Below are 7,581 nucleotides of genomic sequence, written 5' to 3'. Positions count from 1 at the left end.
AACCATAAAGATCGCCTGTGCACATTTGCGTTCGTTATCGCCACGTGAGCGGCTTAAAAAAGCCGGAGTCCTGGCAGACAATTTCTGGCTTCGTGAGTTCGTAAAGAAAAAGTGATCAAAGACTTTTGCTTAGGTACCTAGGTGAAGCTCCTCCTCGGATTTATTTGTGAGATATTTTCTGCGCCTGTCGGAGAAACCCCACGCGGCTGGGCCCGATTTGCTTGCATGTGAGGGCCACGTGAGTTGTGTCTTGTGAAAACTGATGAATAATGTATGGATTTTGGACCGACTGAGGAGAAGCCCCTTATGAACTACGCTCCTATCATCGTCTTCTTTGCCCATATGTTCATGATATCGATGCAACTGGTTGCGGCTGAGGCTAACGCCTCTCTACACCCTGCTTACGAGAGTCCTTACTTCATTGCCGGAATTCGCTGCAAAGGTTTTCGCAGTCAGGGCCTCGTGTTCGACGACTCTTTGAGCGAAGTCGTCAAAGGCGAGCTCCTTAAATCCGGGGCGCAGGACGACTGTGAGCAGCTCTTTCGGTATTTCGGGGTAAAAAAGTATCAGTGGATGTCAGGCGAAGACCTTGAGCGCTTGGGGCTGAACATCCGCCTCTCCAATGTATTTGAAAGCCACGAAATCGAGCTGGTCCCGACTGAGGAGAAGGGGCATGTGTTCATCATTCTCCAGGTTGTGCCGAGGAAGGTTCGTTATCACCTCAGCCTATCGAGTGCGACAGATGTCTTCGAAAAGGCCGACGCATGGCAGACCTCACTCGCTTACCTGCTGACTGATCGTAACCATCAGCCCATCGACTCGCTCGAGTACGGTGCCGTGGCTTCGTATTGGGAGGGCGCGTCTCCCTTCTTTTCCAATGCCTTGCGGCCGCGGGATATGAACCGGGACCAGACGCCACAGAAGGTCCTGAAATCCGCCCGTTTCCATATTCAGCGCCGCTATAGCTTCGCCGAGGACCTTGGCCTTAAGCTCGGGGTGCAGCTTATCGCCGACAACGACGGCGCTCGGCAGAATGCTGCGCCGTTTGTCTCGACTGTTTGGGAGGCCGATCTTCACACGAGCTTCACTCTTTTCCGTCATCTCGGAGAAATCAGTCTTGGCCCAGGCGTGGCCATTTATGAAGGCGAAGAAAGGGTTTACACGCAGGAGGGCGAGTTCACGTCCGTTCGCATCAGGAAGCGTTCGGAGATCTGGCCACGACTGATCGCGCGCTATCAATCCGGTCATGAGGCGTCGGATTTCTTTCGCGTCGAAGCCGAGGAGAGTTTTTCCAAGGATGGGAAACGCGTGTCGCGGCTCGCTTTAGCGGGGCAGGAGTTCTGGCCCCATGCCGGCAACCTTTTGACCAACTTTGATTTTTGTTCCCGTCGAGCCAGCCACGGCGGTATGCCAACGGACAGAATCAGAACGGAAAATCCGGTCGATCTGAAAGCCCAGATCGGCATTGGGACACAATGGGTCCTGGACCAGTCCCTGCAAAACGCTCTGGCCATTGGGGGCGTCCGCGTTGTTGAGGAATCCACCCAGGTGCTTGAATTCCGCCAATCGAGCCCGTTCCTTGGGGTTTCTTACGGTTTTATGGATGATGATCTCAGGGTGTCGGTGCAAGCCGTGTATTATGCGAAGAGGCTCTATTGATGAAAAAGTGCTGCGTATCAATACTCCTGCTTCTCTTCAGCACATCCTCATGGGCCAGGCAGGAATGCTTAAAATGCTGTTCAGAACTTAAGAGTCGCGAAGGCACCTTCCTTGTTCAAAAACTGCAAAAGGGGATTCCCATCGAAGTTCTGAGTCTGGTTCGTGCAGGTGACGCCGTCCTTTGCATGCGTCCACTTCAGCTTCGCTATAGCTATTGGACCAAAAAAGTTATAGCAAAAAGCCAGCACGAAGAGTTGGGCTTCGTGCCGATTGAGCAGTCGCTCGCCCTGATCTGCCAGCATATGCTATGCGAACCCTCGGTCCAGGGTGAGAACCTGACTCTGATGGTCCTTCTCAACCCCTTGTGGGAGGGAAGGTTCGCCCGTGTGACGGGCAGGGTCAACAAGGAGGGTGGCAGTCTTCTCAATATCGATTGGAAGCGAATATTCAAGGGCTATCCTGCGGAGAAAGTGCTGCTTGATATGCCCCTTTAGTTGGTAGAGAGGAACATGACGAATCTTATCGCCCGCGTCTGGTTTCAGATCGTACTGGTCATGTTACTCACCTCGATGCCTCTTTTCGTGCTGCATCGAATGCAGCTTGAGCGCACCATGGCTGTTCTGGACCAGATTTCGGACTCCCGATTTCCAGAAGAACTGGCTGTTCATTACCTTGATGACCTGAATCGACTGAAAAACTTCGATCCGGAAAGAAGCGCGATCTATACCAGGAGGCTTGAGCTGGGCGAGTCATTTTTGATAGAAGCCCAGAGTAAAAATGTGCTGCGCTCACGTCTTGAAGCAGAACTGGCGGCGGAAGCCCTTTGGAACGCGAGTCTTGTGCTCGTCGTCTCCCTCACGGCCTCGCTTCTTATCTCCATGGCCATCGTTCGGAAGTTCCGACGAATTTTAACCGAATCGCTCGACAAGAATGCCAAGTTAAAGGATCTACGGTCTCTCTCGAGCTGGCAGAGAATCGCCAAGGAACTCGTGCATGAATTAAGAGGGCCGCTTACCCCGATAAAAATGTTGAGCAGCAGTTTGACTCCTAAATTTGAATCCATGCCCAGGGAATCGTATGCCCGGTATCTTGAGGAAGCATCGCGACTGATTGAATCGCAGACCAATGCCATGGAAGGCATGATTGAAAGCTTCACTGAATTTGCCCGTCTCCCTGACCCTCAACTTGCGCCCTGGCGGGTTAAAGAGTTTCTTGAAAGGTTTGAAAGGAGCTTCAAGTCCTTCGACTCGCGGCTGGTCCTTACTGTCGTGATACAGGTCTCAGAGGATACCCAGGCTGAGTTTGACCCTGAACTCATTCAGCGCCTCCTCTTCAACCTTCTTCGTAATGCACTGGAGGCCAACCCGGATGGAAACGTACCGGTTGTCGTATTGGCCAGGCTCGACTGGCAAGCCTCCCTTGCTATCGAAGTCAGCAACCGGGGAAAAATGATAGCGGACGCCATCCGGGAGCGTATTTTTGAGCCTCATTTCACGACTTATGGGGCCAGGGGACGAGGAGGAAACCTCGGTCTTGGCTTGCCCGTCTGCAGAAAAATAGCCCTCGATCATGGCGGCGACCTGAAACTTATCAAGAATGCGGATCAAACCGTGGCGTTCCAACTTCAACTGCCTTTGCTGACGCAACGCGCCTGATCAAACAACTTATGACGGAGAAGGAGAAACCCAATGTACAACGTGCTTATTGCAGACGACGACGTCGCTGTGCGACAGGCGATTCGTCTTTGTCTCATGGGAGACGAATTTGTCATTCAGGACGTTGGGACGCTGGAAGAGGCGCATGCTTCCATCCAGCGTGAGGTTCCGGATCTCTTCCTTTTGGACGTGCACTTCAGCCAGGGGAAGACGTGTCTTGCGCTGCTGGAAAAATTAAAAAATGAAGGAATCGAGCTGCCAATCATCGTCCTTTCGGGCGAGGCTTCGGCGGCCGAAGCGGCTCAATCGATTCGTCTTGGCGCTTACGATTTTATCGAGAAGCCTTTAACGCATGAAAGGCTTCGGCTGACCATAAAAAACTGCCTTAAGTTTTCCAGTATCAATCGGTTTTTCCGCGACATGACCAGCGCACGTTCGTCATACGGCCTGGTCGGGGACAGCGAGCAGCTGCGGGACCTCAGAAAGGCTATCGAGAAAATCGGCAGCAAGGACGTCAAGGTGCTGATCACCGGAGAAACCGGGGTTGGCAAGGAAGTCGTTGCGCAAAGCCTATGGCAGGCGTCAACGCGTCAAGCCAAGCCTTTTATCGTCGTCAATGCAGCTGCCATTCCTGAGAATCTTGTCGAAAGCGAACTGTTCGGTCACAGAAAAGGGGCCTTTACCGGTGCCCTTCGCGATCAGGCAGGAAAAATAGAAATGGCCGACGGCGGGACTCTCTTCATCGATGAGATTGGCGATCTGCCGCAAAATGCTCAGACCAAGCTGCTCCGCTTTCTCGAAACCGGAGAGGTGCAGAAAGTAGGAGCCCCGCAGATTCGCCACGCGGATGTGCGAATCATTGCGGCAACATCAAAGGATATTGAACGTGAGGTTGTGAATGGACAGTTTCGCAAGGACCTTTATTTCCGCATCAACGTTGCCCGTATTCATATTCCGCCGCTCAGGGAACGAAAGTCCGATATTTTTCTGCTGTTTAAGCATTTTATTAACGGATTCTCCAAGAAAACCGGAGTGTCGTTACCGACCATCGACCTTGACGTTGAACAGCTGCTTATATCGTATTCCTGGCCAGGAAACGTTCGGGAACTCCGAAATCTTGCCGAAACCATCCTGATTGATGATCCAAGCAGGATCGCGAAAGCCGAGGCCAGCCGAATTTTGAAAAGCTACGCGCTGGTCCATGCCGACGAACCCGATAATATGGACGCCCGCGCGGAGGAGCCTCCCCAGGGGCTCATAATTCCCATCGAGGGCCGCCTTTCCCTCAAAAAATTTCGTAGCATCGGTGAAAAGATTTATATTGAAAAGGTGCTCCAGGAGACCCAAGGTTCCATCAAGGATGCCGCTCACTGGCTGGAGATCGATCGTTCGTATCTCCATCAGAAGATGCAGCAGCTTGGCATCACGAAGGATCCCAGCCGCGGGTAGTTCCACGGTCCGGTCCTTCATCCTGAATGTTACGGTCAGGGAGACTGAATCGTGTACCTCGCTGTCCTTGTGCTGCCTCGAATGAGCTTTCTTTCGATGGTCCCTTCCCGTCCATAAGTAAGCTCGTTCGAGCCTATAAGATGAAATCGAAGGTCGGCTGAGCTGGCGACTGTAGTGCATTTCGATCGCTCTGGTGATGAAGGGGGACAGGGCACAGTTTCATAACCAGGGCCGCTCTCGATCTCAACCAGGAAATCTTCTTCTTCCGGGGTGACGACAACAAGCTGGCTGCTTGCATAGACTCCTGGTGGCGGGGTGAGGTGGACCGTGGCTGCCTCCAATTGTGCCAGGGTTTGCTCCTCCAAACGTCTTTCAATATCCCGGTTGCTATCCTCATAGCAGGCCGTGGAGATTGCGAAGATCGTGAGGAGTACGGTGATCAGGGCTGGATAATGTCTTGGTTTCATAAATTGTTTCCTTTACGTTGACGGATCCACGCGATCAATTGACCGAAACGGTCAGATTCCGGGTATCGCTCGCAGCCTGCTTGTGTTTTTTCTTCGGGTTAAGCCAAGGGCCGTACTCGGTATAGTAGCCGATGACCTGAAACTCTATATCGGCAGAGGATTGGAGCTTCAGGCACACGGCGTCATCCGTGGGAGCGGCTTCTTCAGGACATGAGACGACGGAGTAGGCGTCATCCGGCTGCACCTTGATCCCGGTATGATTATTGGGAGCGGCTAGGGCGAGCTTGATGATGTCGCCCGCCTGATAGGTATCCATCTTAGGGGAAATCGAAACTTCTTCTGCATCAACCCGACGTTTCACCCCTTCGGCGAGATTCTTCTCCGTGTCCTTGTCGTTGTGGGTCACTCCGCAACCCACCGCCCATACTGTCAGAATGCTGATAATAAAGAATGTTTGAACTTTCATGAACTTTTCCTCTGCAAGAGTTTGCTACGCGGCTTTTTGTCCGCTCGACACTCCCTTAATACAGGATGCGTACCATCCCGACTTGATAATAATGCCGGGTTGTTACGCATTTGCTGCAGGCGGTTGTTGGATTTTTGTGTGAGATTTTTTTGGAAAAGTGAGCATTTTTTCAGCCGTGTTCCAGGGCGCGTCCTCATTCCTAGGTAACCAACTGACCTTCCACGTCACAGCTTTATCCATAAAGCGTAGATTGACAGGTTTCGCTCCCGCATCTTGCGCGGAGTAAAACTTTGATGCTTTAGCCCCTGCGACGGAACGCCCAGTAAAAAATCCTGCCTCGAGCGCAGTTACTCATCGTGGATTTATAACTTTACAGACACTGCATTCCTGGTTTCGCCCTATCCTGCCGAATGTGATCAGTGACAAAACTTGTCGTAATCGCGTACAAGCTGTAGGTGTTCAATGCTTGGCTTTAGTAGCTCGTCAGCCCATCAAACCCATGCGACAAAAACCTTTGGTGTCAATCGCGGTCTTCGTTAAAAAAATATGGATTGCAATTCTCACTGCCATAAGCTGATTAGAACATAGCATTGCAACAATATTTGATGGAGTATTCCCACCATGAAGATGTCGTCAAAGGGTTTGTGGGTAAAATATGGACTTGGTATTTCATCTCTATTTTTTATGGAAATGTTTGGTGCTTTTCCCGGTGGATGGACTATCGCAAACGCGTCATCGAAATCAAGGATCGACGCTCGTAGCAATCAAGTCGAACTCTTGCAAATTGATGAATTGGATGTGGATCCGGATGGTGTTGCCTATGATATTATCACAATTGGAAATCGAGCTCTGGTTGGTATACTTTTCGGTGGGGGGGGAGTACATTCACTTGAAGTGTCAAAGGCCGGGGCACTTCTGCATCGTGGCTATGGAGCTGCTGGAAATTTGGTCAGGGATCTTGTGCATTCCGAGGATGTGCTTTATCTCAGCGTCGACTCACTCTCCAACGGTGGAATAAAAAAATTCGATTCGTCTAATCCTGACTCGCTCATCGAAATTTCTGCAAACTCTGAAGTAGGGCCTGAAAACAGCCGGGTGGGCGTCACCGAGGAGTTCATTTATGCAGCGAAGTTCGAATACGACATCCCAGGTCAGCAACTTCAACGTCTCAATAAAACGTCACTCACAACGGATAAAACTGTCCCAACAGCTGGTTACGGTGAAGTGGTTCTGGCAAAGGATGGTTATATAATTGTCATGGAGAGTGGCCCATTCAATGGTGTCGAACTATTTGATAACGCTATGGCATTAAAAACAAGCATTGCACATAATAGATTTCCTTATCATGCTTCAGTACTTGAAGGAGATCTTTTTGTTGGTACGGAATTCGGCGTATATGTGTATGATGTCAGCGCACTCCCTGCAATAACTCTTAAAACTGTAATAGCTGTCCCCAATTCAGAGGTTGTGACCGGCTTGGCCCGAAGCGGTGATCTCCTTTTCGGGTTAACCTGGGAAGGCAATGTGTATTCATTTAACATCCATAACTGGGACAAGGTAATCCAGGGAGGTACTTTGTCATTGCCAATATTCGGCAGCTCCCTCGCTCTTATGGATGACAAGCTTCTGGCGGGAGGATCCGCAGGCGAAAGCGCTAAGGTTTATTCGATTGCAATTGTCCGATCGGTTGATCCCATTTCAGATCCTCAATGACTGCTTCAAGGGGGATGGCCAATTGCACCTTTCTTTGTACCATCCTAGAGGCCTTATCTGCGAAGCCATCGGGTCAAATGCTTGGGTATTAAATTGGAATGAGGAGTAAACAAATGCAACGAATGAATTGCGCGCTCTTGATGGGTTTTGTAGTGTGCGCGACTTGCTACGG

At 50.9% G+C, this 7,581-nt stretch carries 7 protein-coding genes; 5 read left to right on the top strand and 2 right to left on the bottom strand.

Translation table 11 applies throughout. From position 1 onward, the window contains the following. Positions 1-306: 306 nt before the first annotated feature. Genes VE954_RS01855 through VE954_RS01840 form a run of 4 tightly spaced genes read left to right on the top strand, consistent with a single transcriptional unit; the run spans position 307 to position 4,763 of the window. On the top strand, positions 307-1,659 hold the full coding sequence (locus VE954_RS01855) for a hypothetical protein (RefSeq protein ID WP_324949062.1): 1,353 nt from the start codon (positions 307-309) through the stop codon (positions 1,657-1,659). Then, positions 1,659-2,153: a hypothetical protein gene (locus tag VE954_RS01850; RefSeq protein ID WP_324949060.1), complete on the top strand. Its 495-nt coding sequence runs from the start codon at positions 1,659-1,661 to the stop codon at positions 2,151-2,153. Before VE954_RS01855 ends, VE954_RS01850 begins: the two co-directional genes overlap by 1 nt. Positions 2,154-2,168: 15 nt before the next feature. Beyond that, positions 2,169-3,314 carry a HAMP domain-containing sensor histidine kinase gene (locus VE954_RS01845; RefSeq protein WP_324949058.1) on the top strand — a complete coding sequence of 382 codons (1,146 nt, stop codon included), beginning with the start codon at positions 2,169-2,171 and terminating at the stop codon, positions 3,312-3,314. A gap of 33 nt (positions 3,315-3,347) precedes the next feature. Further along, positions 3,348-4,763, top strand: a complete 1,416-nt coding sequence (locus tag VE954_RS01840) for a sigma-54 dependent transcriptional regulator (protein WP_324949056.1) — start codon at positions 3,348-3,350, stop codon at positions 4,761-4,763. A gap of 35 nt (positions 4,764-4,798) precedes the next feature. On the opposite strand, the gene VE954_RS01835 is transcribed toward VE954_RS01840, so the two are convergent. Next, positions 4,799-5,230, bottom strand: a complete 432-nt coding sequence (locus tag VE954_RS01835) for a hypothetical protein (RefSeq protein WP_324949055.1) — start codon at positions 5,228-5,230, stop codon at positions 4,799-4,801. 34 nt (positions 5,231-5,264) lie between these two features. Continuing rightward, complete coding sequence (locus VE954_RS01830) at positions 5,265-5,696, bottom strand: hypothetical protein (protein WP_324949053.1); 432 nt, start codon at positions 5,694-5,696, stop codon at positions 5,265-5,267. Between the two features lie 621 nt (positions 5,697-6,317). On the opposite strand from VE954_RS01830, the gene VE954_RS01825 reads away from it, so the two are divergent. Next, positions 6,318-7,409: a hypothetical protein gene (locus VE954_RS01825; protein ID WP_324949051.1), complete on the top strand. Its 1,092-nt coding sequence runs from the start codon at positions 6,318-6,320 to the stop codon at positions 7,407-7,409. Positions 7,410-7,581 lie beyond the last annotated feature (172 nt).

Source organism: Oligoflexus sp. (genome assembly GCF_035638955.1).
Lineage (GTDB): Bacteria > Bdellovibrionota_B > Oligoflexia > Oligoflexales > Oligoflexaceae > Oligoflexus.
The sequence above is the reverse complement of the archived record's forward strand: the minus strand, read 5'-3'. Positions and strand labels throughout refer to the sequence as shown.

Coding starts and splice junctions, on each gene's coding strand:
- VE954_RS01830 (WP_324949053.1), bottom strand. CDS start 5,696: ATGAAAGTTCAAACATTCTTTATTATCAGCATTCTGACAGTATGGGCG.
- VE954_RS01855 (WP_324949062.1), top strand. CDS start 307: ATGAACTACGCTCCTATCATCGTCTTCTTTGCCCATATGTTCATGATA.
- VE954_RS01825 (WP_324949051.1), top strand. CDS start 6,318: ATGAAGATGTCGTCAAAGGGTTTGTGGGTAAAATATGGACTTGGTATT.
- VE954_RS01845 (WP_324949058.1), top strand. CDS start 2,169: ATGACGAATCTTATCGCCCGCGTCTGGTTTCAGATCGTACTGGTCATG.
- VE954_RS01840 (WP_324949056.1), top strand. CDS start 3,348: ATGTACAACGTGCTTATTGCAGACGACGACGTCGCTGTGCGACAGGCG.
- VE954_RS01850 (WP_324949060.1), top strand. CDS start 1,659: ATGAAAAAGTGCTGCGTATCAATACTCCTGCTTCTCTTCAGCACATCC.
- VE954_RS01835 (WP_324949055.1), bottom strand. CDS start 5,230: ATGAAACCAAGACATTATCCAGCCCTGATCACCGTACTCCTCACGATC.